This window comes from Nonomuraea coxensis DSM 45129 (assembly GCF_019397265.1).
GTDB lineage: Bacteria > Actinomycetota > Actinomycetes > Streptosporangiales > Streptosporangiaceae > Nonomuraea > Nonomuraea coxensis.
Map to the genome: position 1 here is coordinate 9,018,626 of NZ_CP068985.1, position 15,046 is coordinate 9,033,671.

The 15,046-nt window shown below is 70.7% G+C and carries 14 protein-coding genes; 6 read left to right on the forward strand and 8 right to left on the reverse strand.

Annotation, left to right across the window (positions count from 1 at the left end; all coding sequences use genetic code 11):
* Nucleotides 1–2 precede the first annotated feature (2 nt).
* Nucleotides 3–461: a MarR family winged helix-turn-helix transcriptional regulator gene (locus Nocox_RS42365; RefSeq protein WP_020543029.1), complete on the forward strand. Its 459-nt coding sequence runs from the start codon at nt 3–5 to the stop codon at nt 459–461.
* Between the two features lie 13 nt (nt 462–474).
* Here the strand turns inward: Nocox_RS42365 and dnaN are convergent, their stop codons facing one another.
* From dnaN to Nocox_RS42380, 3 genes are all read right to left on the reverse strand, one after another.
* Complete coding sequence (gene dnaN / locus Nocox_RS42370; RefSeq protein WP_026214312.1) at nt 475–1,572, reverse strand: DNA polymerase III subunit beta; 1,098 nt, start codon at nt 1,570–1,572, stop codon at nt 475–477.
* A gap of 91 nt (nt 1,573–1,663) precedes the next feature.
* Nucleotides 1,664–2,314 carry a LuxR C-terminal-related transcriptional regulator gene (locus Nocox_RS42375; protein WP_020543031.1) on the reverse strand — a complete coding sequence of 217 codons (651 nt, stop codon included), beginning with the start codon at nt 2,312–2,314 and terminating at the stop codon, nt 1,664–1,666.
* A complete protein-coding gene (locus Nocox_RS42380) occupies nt 2,311–3,741 on the reverse strand; it encodes a sensor histidine kinase (protein ID WP_157383023.1) in 1,431 nt (476 codons plus the stop codon). Before Nocox_RS42380 ends, Nocox_RS42375 begins: the two co-directional genes overlap by 4 nt.
* A 109-nt stretch (nt 3,742–3,850) precedes the next feature.
* Here Nocox_RS42380 and Nocox_RS42385 point away from each other — a divergent pair, with 109 nt between their 5' ends.
* On the forward strand, nt 3,851–4,756 hold the full coding sequence (locus Nocox_RS42385; protein WP_020543033.1) for an ABC transporter ATP-binding protein: 906 nt from the start codon (nt 3,851–3,853) through the stop codon (nt 4,754–4,756).
* On the forward strand, nt 4,753–5,484 hold the full coding sequence (locus Nocox_RS42390; RefSeq protein WP_020543034.1) for an ABC transporter permease: 732 nt from the start codon (nt 4,753–4,755) through the stop codon (nt 5,482–5,484). The genes Nocox_RS42385 and Nocox_RS42390 overlap by 4 nt, the downstream gene beginning before the upstream one ends.
* A gap of 11 nt (nt 5,485–5,495) precedes the next feature.
* Here the strand turns inward: Nocox_RS42390 and Nocox_RS42395 are convergent, their stop codons facing one another.
* Nucleotides 5,496–6,410 carry an SMP-30/gluconolactonase/LRE family protein gene (locus Nocox_RS42395; protein WP_033408969.1) on the reverse strand — a complete coding sequence of 305 codons (915 nt, stop codon included), beginning with the start codon at nt 6,408–6,410 and terminating at the stop codon, nt 5,496–5,498.
* A gap of 71 nt (nt 6,411–6,481) precedes the next feature.
* Between Nocox_RS42395 and soxR the strand changes: the two genes are divergently transcribed.
* Nucleotides 6,482–6,979, forward strand: a complete 498-nt coding sequence (soxR, locus tag Nocox_RS42400; protein ID WP_020543036.1) for a redox-sensitive transcriptional activator SoxR — start codon at nt 6,482–6,484, stop codon at nt 6,977–6,979.
* Between the two features lie 55 nt (nt 6,980–7,034).
* Here the strand turns inward: soxR and Nocox_RS42405 are convergent, their stop codons facing one another.
* The 3 genes from Nocox_RS42405 to Nocox_RS42415 all read right to left on the reverse strand — a co-directional run bounded on the left by Nocox_RS42405 (nt 7,035) and on the right by Nocox_RS42415 (nt 8,913).
* A complete protein-coding gene (locus Nocox_RS42405) occupies nt 7,035–7,490 on the reverse strand; it encodes a universal stress protein (RefSeq protein ID WP_020543037.1) in 456 nt (151 codons plus the stop codon).
* A gap of 279 nt (nt 7,491–7,769) precedes the next feature.
* Nucleotides 7,770–8,756 carry a serine hydrolase domain-containing protein gene (locus tag Nocox_RS42410; RefSeq protein WP_157383024.1) on the reverse strand — a complete coding sequence of 329 codons (987 nt, stop codon included), beginning with the start codon at nt 8,754–8,756 and terminating at the stop codon, nt 7,770–7,772.
* Between the two features lie 13 nt (nt 8,757–8,769).
* Complete coding sequence (locus Nocox_RS42415) at nt 8,770–8,913, reverse strand: hypothetical protein (RefSeq protein ID WP_020543039.1); 144 nt, start codon at nt 8,911–8,913, stop codon at nt 8,770–8,772.
* 47 nt (nt 8,914–8,960) lie between these two features.
* Between Nocox_RS42415 and Nocox_RS42420 the strand changes: the two genes are divergently transcribed.
* The gene (locus tag Nocox_RS42420) at nt 8,961–9,482 is read left to right on the forward strand and encodes an NUDIX hydrolase (RefSeq protein WP_211212640.1); all 522 of its coding nucleotides are present in this window, start codon (nt 8,961–8,963) and stop codon (nt 9,480–9,482) included.
* A gap of 337 nt (nt 9,483–9,819) precedes the next feature.
* On the opposite strand, the gene dnaB is transcribed toward Nocox_RS42420, so the two are convergent.
* Nucleotides 9,820–13,398, reverse strand: coding sequence for a replicative DNA helicase (gene dnaB, locus Nocox_RS42425; protein WP_020543041.1), 3,579 nt, complete (start codon nt 13,396–13,398; stop codon nt 9,820–9,822).
* Between the two features lie 286 nt (nt 13,399–13,684).
* On the opposite strand from dnaB, the gene Nocox_RS42430 reads away from it, so the two are divergent.
* Nucleotides 13,685–14,986: an MATE family efflux transporter gene (locus Nocox_RS42430; RefSeq protein ID WP_020543042.1), complete on the forward strand. Its 1,302-nt coding sequence runs from the start codon at nt 13,685–13,687 to the stop codon at nt 14,984–14,986.
* The last annotated feature ends 60 nt before the right edge of the window (nt 14,987–15,046 follow it).

Below are 15,046 nucleotides of genomic sequence, written 5' to 3' on the forward strand. Positions count from 1 at the left end.
AGGTGCGCAGGAGCCGGCGTCAACGCGAGCAGCCCGACCTCGGCATCCTGTCCAGCCGGACGCTGTTCGCCCTGCAGCGTGAGTTGTTCACCCGGCTGGGCGAGCAGGGGCATCCGCGGCTCAGGCCACGCCACGGCGCCGTGCTCGCCTACCTCGACGAGGAGGGCAGCAGGGCCACCGAGCTGGCCGCCCAGTCGGGGCAGCACAAGCAGGTGATCGGCACCCTGGTGGACGAGCTGGTCGAGCTCGGCTACGTGGAGCGACGACGGGATCCCGCCGACCGCCGCGCCAAGCTGATCGTGCCCACCGAGAAGGGGTGCGACTTCATGGCCAGGTCGGACGCCGTGCTCGCCGAGATGGAGGCCGGGCACGCGCGGGCCGTGGGCGAGGAGGCGTACGCGGAGTTCAAGCGGGTGTTCAAGCTCGTCGCCGAACGCCAGAGCGCCTGGCAGGGCCGGTGAGGCCCCGCCCGGCTCAGGTCTGCCGCAGGGACATCACGAGGTAGCGGAAGGCCGGCTGGGCGTCGCCCGGGACGTCCTGGATGAGGGCGGGCCGGGTGGGCGACTCCATGTTGAGACGGGCCAGCTCGCCCTCGATGCCCACCAGCCCGTCGAGCAGGAACTGCGACTGGAAGGCGATCTGGATGTCGTCGCCGCGCAGCTCGCACGGCACGACCTCGGTGCCGCGGCCGACGTCGCCGCCGCCGGCCTGGATGAGCACCTGTCCCTGCGTGAACGACAGCCGGATCGCGGTGTTGCGCTCGGCCACCAGCGCCACGCGCTTGATCGCGTTGACGAACGGGCCCACCGCCAGGTCGGCCCTGATCGACCAGTCGCTGGTCAGCCGGGCGCGGTAGTCGATGAACTGCTCGTCGAGCAGCCGCACGGTCGTGCTGCGCCCGACGCTCTCGAATCCGGCCACCCCGTCGCCCATGGCCACCGCCACCTCGCCGCCGCGCAGCGACTTGGCCACCTCGACCAGCACCCGCGCCGGCACCATCGCCGAGACGGACACGTCGGGCGCGGCCGGACGCCAGGTGAAGTCGCGGGCCGCGATGCGGTAGCGGTCGGTGGCCGCCATCGCGACCGACTCGCCGTCGATGTCGACCCTGATGCCGGTGAGCATCGGCAGCGTGTCGTCGCGGCTGGCGGCCGGGGCGACCTGGCCGACGGCCGAGGCGAACACGCCGCCGCCCACCGCGCCGACGACCGGCGGCATCGCGGGCAGGGTCGGGAAGTCCTCGACGGGCATGGTGACGAGCCCGAACTCGGCGCTGCCGCAGGTGAGCACCGCCTCGGGCCCTTCGGTGACGATCTCCACGTCGTCGGCGGGCAGGCTGCGGCTGATCTCGGCCAGCAGCCGGCCCGGGATGAGCACGCTGCCCTCCTCGGCCACGTCGGCGTCGATCGCGGCCCGCGCGGAGACGTCGTAGTCGAACGCCGACAGCGTCAGCTCCTCGCCGGCCTCCAGCAGCAGCCCGGACAGGACGGGCACCACAGGGCGGCTGGGCAGGACTCGGGCAGCCCATGCCACCGCTTCCGCCAGGACATCGCGGTTGACCCGGATTTTCACCTGTTACACCCCTTCGTCGCCGTGCCCCTACGAAAATAGCCGAGGCGACCGACAACCCCGGGCCGACCGTGGCACCCGTGATACGGGAGAGTCAGGTGCGGCTCTGGAGGTAGGCGAGGACGGCGAGCACCCGGCGGTTGTCGTCGTCCGAGGGGGCGAGGCCGAGCTTGGCGAAGATGTTGGCGGTGTGCTTGGCGACGGCGCTCTCGCTGAGGTAGAGCCGCTGGGAGATCGCCGCGTTGGAGCGGCCCTCCGCCATGGCCTCCAGCACCTCACGTTCGCGGGGCGTGAGCGCGGCGAGCGGCTCGCGGCGGGCGTTGCTGGCCAGCAGCTTGGCGATGACCTCCGGGTCCATCGCGGTGCCGCCCTCGGCCACCCTGCGTACGGCGTCGACGAACTGCTCGGCGTTGAAGACGCGGTCCTTCAGCAGGTAGCCGATGCCGCCGGAGCCGTCGGCGAGCAGCTCGCGGGCGTACAGCTGCTCGACGTGCTGCGACAGCACGAGGATCGGCAGGCCGGGCACCGACGTCCTGGCCGCCAGCGCGGCCTGGAGGCCCTCGTCGGTGAACGTGGGCGGCAGGCGCACGTCCACGATCGAGACGTCAGGCCGCAGCTCCAGCAGCCCCTTGAGCAGCTCGGGCCCGCTGTCCACCGCTCCCACGACGGTGAAGCCGTGCGCCTGGAGCAGGTGCACCAGGCCGTCCCTGAGCAGGTAGAGGTCTTCGGCGATGAGCACGTTCATGGGCACCAGGGTTTGGTCGGGGTGGCCTCGATCATCCAGCGCTCCCGGTTGTGCACGGCAGGGATGCGGATCGCCATGATGTGCATGGCGAGCCCGAGCGCGATCATCGCGATGATGGTCGGCCACTGCCAGGGCTCCGGCAGGTGGAGGGCGAGGAACCAGGTCTTCTCGTCGAAGTTGATGATCTTGAAGATGGCCGCCACGAAGCCCTGCGGGAAGGTCGGGCACCAGGCGGTCGCCCACAGCAGCCCGACGATGATCATCTTGTGGCGGGGCAGCTTGGGCAGGTCCGACGCCCAGTGCTGGGGCAGCACCTTGGGCAGGTGCATCGTGACCGTGGTGGGGCCGCCCTGCGGGCTGTTCAGCGCGAGCACCCCGTCGAAGGCGGCCAGGCGCCGCTCGATGCCGGCCAGTCCGCTGCCCTTCGCCGGGTCGGCGCCGCCCATGCCGTCGTCGGTGACCGTGATGCGCAGGTCGGCCTCCCTGGAGCTGATGTCCACGGCCGCCGTACGGGCGTCGCCGTGCCGGGCGGCGTTCGACAGCAGCTCGCTGACCGCGAAGTACGCCGCGGCCTCCACGGGCGCGTCCGGGCGGTGCGGCAGGTCCACGTCCACAGACACCTCCATGGGGCTGTCGATGGCGAGAGCGCGTACGGCGTCGCCGAGCCCGCGCTCGGCCAGCACCGGCGGATGGATGCCGCGGATGACCCTGCGCAGCTCGGTCAGCGTCTCCGAGGACGCCTCGCGGGCCTTGGCCAGCAGCGCCTTGGCCGCGGACGGATCCCGGTCCACGAGCTGCTCGACCGCGCCGAGCGTCATGCCGATGGCGACCAGCCGCGCCTGCGTGCCGTCGTGCAGGTCGCGCTCGATCCTGCGCATCTCGGCGGCCTGCGAGTCGGTGGCCAGGTTACGGGTGCGCTTGAGGTGGGTGACCTGGTTGGCCAGGCGGCTGTTGGCGGTCGCGCCGAGCAGCAGGTCGCTCCAGAGCGCGTACAGGCGCAGGCCCTGGGCCGGGAGCAGCAGGAACACCGGCGCCAGCGTCAGCTTCATCAGCGGGTCCAGCACCAGCCAGCAGTTGTCGCGCCAGGTGGCCGGGTCGGTGAGCAGCCACTTCCAGCGGTCGTTCCAGGCGGGGACGCGCGGGGTCTTGTAGAGGGTGCGGTCGTAGCGGTAGAAGCCGTCGGCCTGCGGCACCGGGGGCGGCGGCTTCGGCAGGTAGGGGGCCTCGATGGCGAGGCCCGTCCAGCGCCGCATGAGCCGCCGGTTGAGCTCGGCCACCCGGCGCACCATGCGGACCTGCGGCGGGAAGAGGAACACCAGCCCCAGCGCCACCGACAGCACCAGCATCAGGAGGGACAGGACGATCAGCGGCACCTGGACGACGAGCAGCGCGAGCAGCGTCGCCACCCGGCCGTACCTCCTCAACATGCTCCCAGTGTGCCCAAGCCACGACCTTCAGGGCACTGCACCTAGGTACACCCTTGCCCGGCATCCAGCCGCATTCCCCGGTGGACACGGCGTTCCTACCGTCGTAGCCATGAAAATCATCGAGGTCAGGAACCTGCGCAAGCAGTACCCCCGGCACCTGGCGGTCGACGACGTGTCGTTCGAGGTCGCCGAGGGCGAGATCTTCGGCATCCTCGGGCCCAACGGCGCCGGCAAGACCACGACGGTCGAGTGCGTGGCCGGTCTGCGGGCGCCGGACGGCGGCACCGTACGGGTGGCCGGGCTCGACCCCCGCCGCGACCGCGCCGCGCTGCGCGAAGTGCTCGGCATGCAGCTCCAGAGCGCCAACCTGCCGGAGAAGATCAAGGTGTGGGAGGCCCTGGACCTCTACGCCTCCTTCTATCCCGACCCGGCCGACTGGAACGAGCTGCTGGAGCGGGTGGGGCTCGGTCACAAGCGGCACACCACGTTCAAGAAGCTCTCCGGCGGGCAGCGCCAGCGGCTGTCCGTGGCGCTGGCGCTGGTCGGGCGGCCCCGCGTGGCCGTCCTCGACGAGCTGACCACCGGCCTCGACCCGCAGGCCCGCCGCGACACCTGGGAACTCGTCGAGCAGGTCCGCGCCTCCGGGGTGACGATCGTGCTGGTCACCCACTTCATGGAGGAGGCCGAACGGCTCTGCGACCGGCTCGCGCTCATCGACGCGGGCAGGGTCGTCGCCACCGACACGCCCGCGGGGCTGGTCCGGCAGGTCGGCGGGGAGCAACGGGTGCGCTTCCGGCCTTCCGCGCCGGTCGCGGACGACGTGCTGCTCGGCCTGCCGGACGTACGCGCCGTCGAGCGGAGCGGCGACCAGGTCGTCGTCAGCGGCGCCGGCAACCTCGCCGCCACCGTCGCCCTCGCCCTCGCCCAGCACCAGATCGTGCCCGGGGACCTGCGCATCGAGCAGGCCACGCTGGACGACGCGTTCCTCGCGCTGACCGGAAGGAAGCTGTCATGAAGAAGATGCTCCTCGTGGAGACCAAGCTCTACCTGCGCGACTGGCCGTCGCTGGCGTTCACCATCGCGCTGCCGGTCGCCCTCCTCGTCGTCCTGGGGCTCACCATCCCCGGCATGGGCGAGGCGACCGACACCGGCGAGCGGTACCGTGACGCCCAGTGGCCGAGCCTCATGGTCCTGCTCTCGCTGCTCACGCTGGTGTGCAGCGTGCTTCCCGCGGTGCTCACCACCTACCGCGAGCAGGGGGTGCTGCGGCGGATGTCCACGACGCCGGTGAGCCCCGCCCGGATGCTGGCCGTGCAGCTCGTCATCAACCTGGCCATCGCGGTCGTGGCCACGGCCATCCTCATCGGCGGGGCCATGATGGCCCTCGACGCCGCGCCTCCTCGGCAGTGGCCGGGCTTCGTGCTGGTGTTCCTGCTCGGCACGGCGGCGCTCATGGCGATGGGGCTGGTCATCGCGGCTCTCGCGCCCAACGGCAAGGCGGCGCCCGGGATCGGGTCGCTCGTCATGTTCCCGCTGATGTTCGTCGCGGGCATGTGGATCCCCTACCAGGCCATGCCGGAGGCCCTCCGCACCGTGAGCGACTACTCCGTGGCGGGGCCGTTCGCCCAGGCGCTCAAGGACACCTGGGCGGGCCACGCGCCGGAGCCGCTGCACCTGATCGTGATGGCCGCCGGGCTGGTGGTCTTCGGCGGGCTCGCCGTACGGCTGTTCCGGTGGGAGTGACAGGGGTCAGGTCACCGGCGTGCCCAGACCGGAGGCGCGCCGGTGACGTTGCTCATCAGCGAGTAGAGCGACGAGGCGGCGGCGATGAACAGGCGGTTGCGCTTCGGGCCGCCGAAGACCAGGTTGGCGGCGGGCTCGGGCAGCAGCAGCCGGCCGATCAGGGTGCCGTCGGGGTCGTAGCAGTGCACCGCCTTCCCGACCACCGCCCAGACCCGGCCGGTGGCGTCCAGCCGCAGGCCGTCGAAGGCGTCCTTCTCCGCGCCCTCGGCGAAGACCTTGCCGCCCGCCAGCGTGCCGTCCTCGCGCACCTCGAACACGCGCAGGTGCCGCCGCCGGGTGTCGGCCACGTAGAGCAGGCTCTCGTCCAGGGAGAACGCCAGGCCGTTGGGGCGGTCGAAGTCGTCGGCGACGATGCGCGTCTCGCCGGTCACCGGGTCGGCGCGGTAGACGTGACAGCCGTCGATCTCCTGCTCGGCGGCGACGCCCTCGTAGTCGCTGGTGATCCCGTACGGGGGGTCGGTGAACCAGACGGAGCCGTCGGAGCGGACCACCACGTCGTTCGGGCTGTTGAAGCGCCTGCCCTGCCAGCGGTCGGCGATCACCGTGACCGAGCCGTCGTGCTCGGTGCGGGTGACCCGGCGGCCGCCCTGCTCGCAGGAGACCAGCCGGCCCTCGCGGTCGAGGGTGTTGCCGTTGACGTAGCCGGCGGGCTGCCGGAACGGCCCGACCAGGCCCGTCGGCTCGTCCCAGCGCAACAGGCGGTCGTTGGGGATGTCGCTCCACACCAGGAACCGGCCGGCCGGGAAGTACACGGGGCCCTCGCCCCAGCGGGTGCCGGTGTGCAGCACCTCGGTGCGGTAGTCGCCGCCGATGCCGGCGGCCCGCTCGTCGAGCACCTCGAACTGCGTGGGGATGGTGTCCGTCATGGCGACCACCCTACGAACGCGGCCCGCCCCGCTGAAGATGCTTCTTCACGAACCTCAACTAAGCTTCCGGTATGACCAAGGTCGCCTGGAACACCAAGGAGCTCACGGTCGGGCAGCTGGCCGAGCGCAGCGGCGTCGCCGTCTCGGCCCTGCACTTCTACGAGGCCAAGGGCCTCATCAGGAGCCGCCGCACGGCCGGCAACCAGCGCCGCTACAGCCGCGACAGCCTGCGCAGGGTCGCCTTCATCCGGCTGGCGCAGCGCATCGGCATCCCGCTCAAGACCATCAAGGACGCGCTGGACGAGCTGCCCGACGAGCGCACCCCCACCCGCGCCGACTGGGCCAGGCTCTCCGCCGCCTGGCGCGGCGAGCTGGACGACCGCATCCTGCAGCTCCAGCGGCTGCGCGACGACCTCACCGACTGCATCGGCTGCGGCTGCCTGTCGCTGGACCTGTGCCCCGTCGCCAACCCGTACGACCGGCTCGGCGAGGAGGGGCCGGGAGCGCGGCGCATCGACACCCGGCTGTCCCCGCCGCCCGGCGCGTGCTGCGTCCCGGCCGGCGACTGACCCCGGCCGGCCCGGCCAGAGTGGACCCCTGGCGAGCCCGGCCGGAGGACGGACGCTAGCCGGCCGCCTTCTGGGCGGGCGGGACGATGAGGGTGGGCCGGCGCGCGTGGTGCAGCACGTGGTTGGACACGCTGCCCAGCAGCACCGAACGCACCCCGGCCAGACCCCGCGAGCCCGTGACGACGAGCGAGGCGTCGAGCTCGTCGGCCACGTCCACGATCGTCTTCCACACGGACTCGTTGTCGGCCACGGCCCGGTGGGTCACCTCGGCGATGCCCGACGCGACGGCCAGCTCGGCGCCCTCCTTGGCGCTCGCCTCGGCCTGGGCGCGCGCCTCGTCCTCGGCCTCGGGCGTGAGCACGCCGGCGGCGAGCGGGTATTTCCGCAGCTGCACGAGCAGCGGCTCCCACACGGTCAGGACGACGACGGGCTCGGCGGCGAGATGCTTGGCGGCGAACTCGATCGCGGCGCGCGCGTCGGCCGAGCCGTCGTAGGCGACAAGGATGGTCATGGCGTGCTTCCCTTCACTCCGGTCATTTGGTGCAGCGCCGGGATGATCAGCTCCATTCCGCCCACTTCTGTCTGCTTCGTCACATGTAGGGTCCGCGCTTGCGTGAGCATTCGCTCCTGCGGAAACGCTGGAATCCGGGATTGATGCGCACTGGGTTTTCGGGTTCTGGATGCGCAGTGGCTCGAATCAGAGTGCGGTCGCTGGACACGTAGCGTCACGAAGGTCGAACAGCGAGCCCTCAGAGAGGGCTTTCGATCTGTCGACGCGAAAGTCGGTGATCTAGTCCATCGAGTTGGAGAGGCCGCGGCTTGTCATCTCGTCGAGAAGGCTGTTGAGGAGGTCTACTCGGCGTTCGGTGTAGTCGGCGATCGCGATGAGGACCATGCTCAGGTCCAGATCGGGTACTCGGGCATGGAGGGCGCGCAGGCCTTGCCAGCCTCCTCCGTGGCGATAGACGCGATAGCCGGCGTGCGATCGGACGCCGATGCCCCAGGCGTAATCGATGGGTGTTCCGTCATCCAGGCGTCCGGGGGTCTGGATGAGTGCCGAGATGCCGAGTTCGTCGGCGTTGAGGGCCTGGCCCCATCGCAGCAGATCGGTGGCGGTGCTCCAGACCCCTCCGTCACCCAGGGACAGCGGAGCGGGATGAGGGGAGACGAGCGGGGCGGCGCCGGCCGGTGCGGGATCGGGTCCCGTCCAGTAACGGGTATTGACCATCGCCAGCGGCGTGAAGAGCCGGCTCCGGGCAAAGTCGGGCAGCGGCTTGCCGAGCGCTCGTTCCACCACGGCGGCAAGACAGACATATCCGGCGTTGGAGTAGGCGTGCTCAGCGCCCGGCTGGCGATCCAACGCTGGGAACTGGGCAAGAGCCTGGATGATGCCCTGTGTGGTTCGGTCGGCGTCCCGACCCATGAGGGCTTCGATTTTGGCGTCGGCCGGCATGCCTGCCGTGTGATGGACGAGGTGCCGAAGTCGGACAGCGTCCGCCCACGCGGGTAGCTGGGGTAGCCAGCGCGACAAGGCCGACTCCATGTCCAGCTCACCCTGTTGGGCGAGCTGCGCCGCGCAGGCAGCGGTCATCTGCTTCGACAACGAAGCCGCGTAGGCGAGCGTGGTCGCGCCCAGCGGCTCACCACCGAGTGTCAACCCCTGGGCCAGCAGGATGGGTGGCCGACCGCCGTGCTGCATCCCGACCACGATCGGTTCATCACGGCGGTAGCCGACTTCGTGGACAAGGGCGGCCATTCGTTGTTGCAGCTGAGACACAGAAATGATCTTGTCAGACCAGGAGGCCCAGGGTTTCGGGCGCCTCCCAGGCCGTCAGTTGCCGCTCGGGGTCGGTTTCCTGGTGCGCGAACTGGTTGATCAGGTCGGCGAGGGCTTGCCGGTCCTGCGCGGACAGGTCCTGCAGGAGGGTAACCACCAGCCATAGATGTCACCGGTGTCAGTGCCGGGTCGTAGTCTGTCGCGATGATCCGTGGTTGTGATGAGCAACGGGTATTGGATGCCGCCGTTGCCGATGCCGAGGTCGCGACTCTGGAGTTCGAGGGGGCGCGCGCGTGGCTGCAGACCGCCTTGACTGCTCCGATGGAGCCGTTGGGCGCCGAGGTGTGGGTCTTCGACCGCGCCGTGGAGCAGATCGTGCTGGTCAGGCATCGCTGGCGGGCCTGGGTTCCGCCGGGTGGCCGGGTCGAGCCCGGCGAGACACCGCGCGAGGGCGCGGCTCGGGAACTGGCCGAGGAGACTGGGCTGCGTCCGCACCTGCTGAAGCGTCCCGCGGCCGTGGCGGTGCGATCGTTTCATCCGAACTTGCCGGTGACGCTCTCGCTGGCCTATGCCGCCATCGCCGACCCGGCACAGCCGCTGATGGCCGAGCATGGACAGCCAGTCGCTTGGATGCGACTTGACAAGGACTGGGATAGCTACTTCCCCGGAGATGCGGCCCGAATCCGACAGTACGCGACAACTCTGGCGGCAGATGCCGCCGGTTGAGCACCGGTCATCGCGATGGAACCAGCGCCTGTCGCTGATAGACATCGGTTCCCGGCGGCCTTAAAACGCAAGTAACCTCGGTGAGCGCTTCGGCGACTGGTCCGGTCGACCCTTTGCCATGGACACGCCGCTTCAACTCTGCATCTGCGAGTCCGCGTGATCGAAGGCGAGAGCACAGTCTCGGTCAAGCAAACCTCGCCCTGGCGAACGACACGCGTGCCGCACCGTCGACAGGCACTTCCACAGCCCGCGTCGTACCGGGGGTGCCGGCAACGAAGCTGCCATCGTGGCAAGAGCCGACACTGCGCATTGAATCGCGGGTTCTACATCACAACCCTCAGTGCTGGGCCATGTCCACGAACCGGCTGTAGTGGCCCTGGAACGCCACCGTGACCGTCGCTGTCGGGCCGTTACGGTGCTTGGCCACGATCAGGTCGGCCTCGCCCGCCCGCGGCGACTCCCGCTCGTAGGCGTCCTCACGGTGCAACAGGATGACCATGTCGGCGTCCTGCTCGATGGAGTTGTGGACGCTGATCCCGTCGGCCACGAAGTTGTGGGTGCCGAGGACGGTGGCGTCGTACACCGGCTGTTCGCCGAGGCTCTCGACGGAGGCGACCTCGTCCCAGAAGACGTCGTTCGTGGCCAGCAGTTCGAGGTCGGCGTCGTCGAGGATCGTGGAGATGCGGCGCAGGCGCTCCGGGCTCGGAGCGGGCTTCGCGCCGGCCCCCACCGCCAGCGAGTCGCCGACGCGCTCCCACACCTCACGCGGTATGGCGCCGCCACCGCCCACGATCCGCCGGAGGGCGGCGGCGCACCGCCCGGCCCGCTCGCCGGGCACGCCGATCTCGTCGAGGAACCGGAGCTGGCTCTCGGCGCCGGTGACCAGCAGCCGGTGCCCGCCCTTCCCCGCGTCCTCGATCCGGGTCATCACGTTGAACCGCAGCAGCAGCCGCGCGACGTCGTCGACCAGGCGGCGGCTCCTGGAGGCGCAGGCGACGCGCGCCTCGCCCAGCTCGTCGTCCCAACCGACGTGACCGCGGCTCGCCCACAGCCGGCGCAGGAAGAGCGCGATCTGCCGTTTGGAGAGGGAGAAGACCCCCTCGGGGACGGACGTGCCGTCACCGATCGCGTGCCCGAGAAGGGCCACCTGCTCGTCCGGCCATTCCTGAAGGCCCCGGGGCGCGGGCACGTGCCGCGGCGCGGCCACGCGCGCCCCGGCGGCGAGCTCGTCCAGCGGGCGCCAGCCGTCGAGGGTCATGAAGGGGTGGTTGGCCGTCGCCTTGACCTCCCTGCCGGACCTGAGCCGCAGCAGGAAGACCTCCTTCGTGCCGCTGGGAAACACGTGCGTCATGGTGCGCGGGACGAGCCGCAGCTTCTCGTCCAGGGACCACACCGGGACGTCGCGCGCGCCGGACTCCAGCAGCTCGCCCAGCGACACCTCCGCCCCCGTGTCCGCGCGCAGCACGCGGGTGTCGGCGGTGAGGCAGCCGGACTCGCGCAGGTCGCTCACCTGGGGGCGCTTGTCGGTGCGCTGCTCGGGGCCACGGTTGAGCTGGGAGATCGCGATGACCGGCACCTCCAGCTCCTTGGCCAGGAGCTTGATGGCACGGGAGATCTCCGACACCTCGTTCTGGCGGCTCTCGGTCTTCTTCGGCGAGCTCATCAGCTGGAGGTAGTCGATGACGACGAACCTGAGGTCGTTGCGCTGTTTGAGCCGGCGGCACTTGGCCCGGATCTCCATCATGGACATGTTGGGCGAGTCGTCGATGAACAGCGGCGCCTCGGCCACCTCGCTCATCCGCCGGGCCAGGCGGGTCCAGTCGTCGTCGCTCATCATGCCGGAGCGCATGGCGTGCAGCCCGACCCGGGCCTCGGCGGACAGCAGTCGCATGGTGATCTCGTTGCGCGACATCTCCAGCGAGAAGATGACGGTGGTCATGCCATTCTTGATCGCCGCAGACCGGGCGAAATCCAGACCAAGGGTGCTGTTGTGCGTGGGGATGCAGGTGCGGCCGGCAAGGTACATGTGGTCGTCGTTGTCCACCTGGACACAGCGAACCGGCCTGCTCGCGATCTTGCGCACGTCCACGATGTAGCGGAGCCTGGCGCCGGGACGAGCTTCGCCGGTCTGCCGTAGGGCCTTGCGAGACAGGCGGAAGAGTTTGTCCGACGCCGTGAACTCGATCATGTGGAGCGTGGCGGAATCTGCGCTTCCCTCTCTGACCTGCCTGGTCCGCATGGTGGCCGTGTAGCCGAGGCTGAGGATCAGTTCGTGGACGTCGGCGGCCAGCCGGCGGTTGGTCACGGCGAACTGGATCCGGCCTCCGGCGTTGACTTGACCGTCCGAATCAAGCAGCCCGGCCAGCAGGGCGCGCCGCTGCCCCTCCGAAGCACGAAGGTAGGCGGGGGGAATGTGCTTGTCGTGCAGCACGCCCAGAGCACGGAGGATGCCCTGCACGCCCACCCGCGTGACGCACAGGCCTTCGGCTTCAAGGTTGGCGATGATCTCCGGATCGGCCGTGCTGACGCGGGCGCTCGCGCCGTGGCCGTCGCCCAGGCAGATGCCGAGCGCGTACGGCGCCAGCGGCAGTTCGCGCTCGTCGAGGTCGAACGGCGCGGTCACCGCCACCGCATGGTTCGGCCGCCCATCGGTGGTGCGCAGGGTGGCGGCGATCTCCTCGGTGGTGACCGTCTCGCGGGACACCCCCGTGATGGCGGCGTTCTCGGGCGTGGTGACCCTGGCATGCAGGGCGGCGAAGAGGTCCACCGCCCGGTAGGCGGGAGTGCGCCACTCACGGCCGCGCGATGCGCCGCCGACGGCGGCGACCACTTCGCCCGCCGTGCCCACCTGCCCTTGCACGACGTGCAGGACATGGCGGAACTCCTCCCCCACGAGCTGAAGCGCCTCCTGATGCGTGACCAGCCTCTCCTGGTCGCCGAGCGCGGCCTCGTAGGCGATCCTGACCTTCTCGACGGCCTCCGGGGCCCAGTGGTAGGCAGGGCCACTCCGGCGGTGCTTGCGTGCGGCACGGGTGAGGGTGCGCCACTGATGCCGGGCATCCGCGACGATCACGGTGCCGTCGCTGAACTCCACCTCGTAGCAGGGACGGTCGTGCATCACCTCGGTGGCCGCCACGATCCTGGTTGGCCTGCCGTCCGCACCGATCAGCCGGTCACCCACCTTGACGTCACCCATGGTCGTCCATCCGTCGGGCGTGGGCAGCGGCGTGTCGAGCGCCAGAGCCTTGCCGATCGCGGGGCGGGCGGCGACGACGATCATCTGGCCGGGGTGGAGGCCGTTGGTGAGCTGGTCGAGGTCGTGGAAGCCGGTCGGCACGCCGACCATCTGGCCGCCGCGGCTGCCGATGGCCTCCAGCTCGTCGAGGGCGCCGGGCATGATGTCGGCCAGGGGCGCGTAGTCCTCGGAGGTGCGGCGCTCGGTGACCTTGTAGATCTCGGCCTGGGCGCGGTCGACGAGGTCGTCGACCTCTTCGTTCTGGCCGCCGTAGCCGTAGGAGACGATGCGGGTGCCGGCCTCGATGAGGCGGCGGAGGATGGCCTGCTCGCGGACGATCTTGGCGTAGTAGCCGGCGTTGGCGGCCGTGGGGACGACGGCCGTGAGCGTGTGGAGGTAGGCGGCGCCGCCCACGCGGGCCATCTCGCCGCGCTTCTGCAGCTCGTCGAAGACGGTGACGGCGTCGGCGGGCTCGCCGCGGCCGTAGAGGTCGGTGATGACCTCGTAGACCATCTGGTGGGCGGGGCGGTAGAAGTCGTCGGCGCGGATGATCTCGACCACGTCGGCGATGGCGTCCTTGGACAGCAGCATGCCGCCGAGGACCGACTGCTCCGCCTCGATGTTGTGCGGCGGCGTGCGCTCGAAACCGGGCCCCGCCGGGACCTCTTCGTCAATGCTCACCGCGCCCCCTCGAACAGCCTTGCAGGCGGTCGCACCACCCCCACTTGTAGCCGACCGGTCTGACAGTTTCCCGGACCTGGGGACCGGACGCCAACGTGGCCTGTGGACAACCCTGTGGTCAAGCTGTGTACGACTGCCCCCAACATGTGAAATGCCTGTGGATGACGCCTGGGGATAACTTCTGGGGATTTCTGTCGATGGCGCTCTGACCTGCGGAAACACTGTCCACCGGCTGTGGAGGAAAGAAAGTTGGCGCCGCATGTCGTGTAATGGGCATAATGGATGAATGCCCATTACGTCCCGAGACAGGGAGATTCTCCGGCTGGCGGTCCCGGCGTTCGGCGCGCTGGTGGCCGAGCCGCTCTTCCTGCTCGCCGACTACGCCATCGTGGGCCACGGCCTCGGCACCACGGCGGTGGGCGCTCTGGGCGTGGCGGGCGCCGTCCTCGCGACGCTCATGAACCTGTGCGTCTTCCTCGCCTACGGCACCACGGCCTCCGTCGCCCGCCAGACCGGGGCGGGCCGGCACGACCGGGCGATGCGCAGCGGCGTGGACGGCGTCTGGCTGGCCCTCGCCATCGGTGTGGTGCTGATCGCGGTCGTGTGGCCGCTCGCCCCGGCCGTGGTGAGCCTGTTCGGCGCGGACCCAGGGCAGTCCGCCGAGGCGGTGACGTACCTGCGGATCAGCCTGTTCGGCGCGCCGGGGATGCTGGTCGTGCTGGCCGGCACAGGCGTGCTGCGCGGGCTCCAGGACACGGTCACGCCCCTGGCCGTGGCCGTCGGCTCGTTCGCGCTCAACGCGGCGCTGAACGCCTGGTTCGTGCTGGGGCTCGGCTGGGGCATCGCCGGGTCGGCGTGGGGCACGGTGCTGGCGCAGACGCTCGGCGCGGCCGTCTACCTCGTCGTGGTGGCGCGGGGCGCGCGGCGGCTCGGCACCTCGCTCGTCCCGAACGTGGCGGGCGTCAGGCAGGCGGGGACGGCCGGGCTCGCCCTCCTCGTCCGCACCGTGTGCCTGCGCGTCGTGCTGGTGGCCGCCACGATGATCGCCACCAGGATGGGCCAGGCCGAGCTGGCCGCGTACGCCATCGCCACCCAGGTGTGGACGCTGCTCGCCTTCGCCCTCGACGCCATCGCCATCGCGGGACAGGCCATCACCGGCCGCTCGCTCGGCGCCGGGGACGTCGCCGCCACCAGGGCGGCGACCCGGCGCATGGTCCAGTGGGGCCTCTGGTCGGGCGCGGTGCTCGGGCTGCTGGTGCTGGCCGCGCGCCCGCTCGTGCCCGGGCTGTTCGACGCCGATCCGCAGGTGACCGGGCTGCTGCTGGCGCTGCTGTGGCCGGTGGCGCTGTTCCAGCCGGTGTGCGGGATCGTGTTCGTGCTGGACGGGGTGCTCATCGGCGCGGGCGACCAGCGCTACCTGGCGTGGGCGGGGGTGTGGACGACGCTGGCGTACCTGCCCGCCGCCTTCCTCGCCGCCGGGCTCGGCGTGGTCGCGCTGTGGTGCGCGCTCGGGGTGTGGATGATCGCCCGGCTCGTCACCCTCACCCGGCGGGCGGCGGGCACCGCCTGGCTGGTGACCGGGGCGTAATCGTCTCGTGCTTGCTGTTGTCCAAGTGGTGAGACAGAGTCGGAGCGTTCCCTGAGCGGG

Bases quoted from the DNA above. Each gene is read 5' to 3' on its own strand.
- Nocox_RS42375 (WP_020543031.1), bottom strand. From the start codon at position 2,314: ATGAACGTGCTCATCGCCGAAGACCTCTACCTGCTCAGGGACGGCCTG.
- Nocox_RS42380 (WP_157383023.1), bottom strand. From the start codon at position 3,741: ATGTTGAGGAGGTACGGCCGGGTGGCGACGCTGCTCGCGCTGCTCGTC.
- Nocox_RS42385 (WP_020543033.1), top strand. From the start codon at position 3,851: ATGAAAATCATCGAGGTCAGGAACCTGCGCAAGCAGTACCCCCGGCAC.
- Nocox_RS42390 (WP_020543034.1), top strand. From the start codon at position 4,753: ATGAAGAAGATGCTCCTCGTGGAGACCAAGCTCTACCTGCGCGACTGG.
- Nocox_RS42395 (WP_033408969.1), bottom strand. From the start codon at position 6,410: ATGACGGACACCATCCCCACGCAGTTCGAGGTGCTCGACGAGCGGGCC.
- soxR (WP_020543036.1), top strand. From the start codon at position 6,482: ATGACCAAGGTCGCCTGGAACACCAAGGAGCTCACGGTCGGGCAGCTG.
- Nocox_RS42405 (WP_020543037.1), bottom strand. From the start codon at position 7,490: ATGACCATCCTTGTCGCCTACGACGGCTCGGCCGACGCGCGCGCCGCG.
- Nocox_RS42420 (WP_211212640.1), top strand. From the start codon at position 8,961: ATGATCCGTGGTTGTGATGAGCAACGGGTATTGGATGCCGCCGTTGCC.
- Nocox_RS42430 (WP_020543042.1), top strand. From the start codon at position 13,685: ATGCCCATTACGTCCCGAGACAGGGAGATTCTCCGGCTGGCGGTCCCG.